General features: G+C 66.3%; 1 protein-coding gene and 1 pseudogene. Both read left to right on the plus strand.

Annotated elements, in window-relative coordinates:
* Nucleotides 1-3: 3 nt before the first annotated feature.
* The gene (locus BCY78_RS24215) at nt 4-765 is read left to right on the plus strand and encodes an electron transfer flavoprotein subunit beta/FixA family protein (protein ID WP_068306916.1); all 762 of its coding nucleotides are present in this window, start codon (nt 4-6) and stop codon (nt 763-765) included.
* Nucleotides 765-1069 (plus strand): annotated as a pseudogene (locus tag BCY78_RS24220) (electron transfer flavoprotein subunit alpha/FixB family protein); the annotation flags it as partial. The gene BCY78_RS24215 and the pseudogene BCY78_RS24220, both read left to right, overlap by 1 nt.

Here is a 1069-nt window from a genome sequence, read left to right on the forward strand (position 1 = left end):
CCCATGAAAGTGCTCGTACCCGTGAAGCGGGTGATCGACTACAACGTGAAGGTTCGCGTGAAGGCGGACGGTTCTGGTGTCGATCTTGCGAACGTGAAGATGTCGATGAACCCGTTCGACGAAATCGCCGTCGAAGAGGCCATCCGTCTGAAGGAAAAAGGCGCCGCGACCGAGGTCGTCGTCGTCTCGATCGGCGTGAAGCAAGCCCAGGAAACGCTGCGCACCGCGCTGGCCATGGGCGCCGACCGCGCCATCCTGATCACCGCCGCCGATGACGTGCATACCGACATCGAGCCCCTCGCCGTCGCCAAGCTGCTCGCCGCTGTCGTCAAGGACGAAGAGCCGGGCCTCGTGCTGGCCGGCAAACAGGCGATCGACAACGACATGAACGCCACCGGCCAGATGCTCTCGGCCCTGCTGGGCTGGTCGCAGGCGACCTTCGCGTCCGAGCTGGAAGTGGCTGACGGCAAAGCGAAAGTCACCCGCGAGGTCGACGGCGGCCTGCAGACGATCGAGGTCGCCATGCCGACCATCGTCACCGTGGACCTGCGCCTCAACGAGCCGCGCTATGCCTCGCTGCCGAACATCATGAAGGCGAAGAAGAAGCCGCTGGATGAGAAGACCGCCGCCGATTACGGCGTCGATGTCACCCCGCGCCTGACGGTGGTGAAGACCTCGGAACCCGCCGCGCGCAAGGCCGGCGTGAAGGTCGGTTCGGTCGACGAGCTGATCGCGAAACTCAAAGACGAAGCGGGGGTGATCTGATGGCCGTTCTGCTGCTGGGTGAAGTGACCGACGGCGCGCTGAACCGCGACGCCACCGCCAAGGCCGTCTCGGCCGTCAAGTCGCTGGGCGACGTGACCGTTCTCTGCGCGGGCGCTTCGGCTGCCGCTGCGGGGGCTGACGCCGCCAAGATCGCCGGCGTTGCCAAGGTGCTGGTTGCCGAGGATGCCTCGCTGGGCCATCGTCTGGCCGAGCCGACCGCGGCGCTGATCGTGTCGCTGGCCTCGGGCTATTCGCACATCGTCGCGCCCGCCACGACCGACGCGAAGAACGTGCTGCCGCGCGT

The sequence above is a fragment of the Pararhodobacter sp. CCB-MM2 genome, from assembly GCF_001691415.1.
In the GTDB taxonomy this organism is placed as follows: Bacteria; Pseudomonadota; Alphaproteobacteria; order Rhodobacterales; family Rhodobacteraceae; genus Pararhodobacter.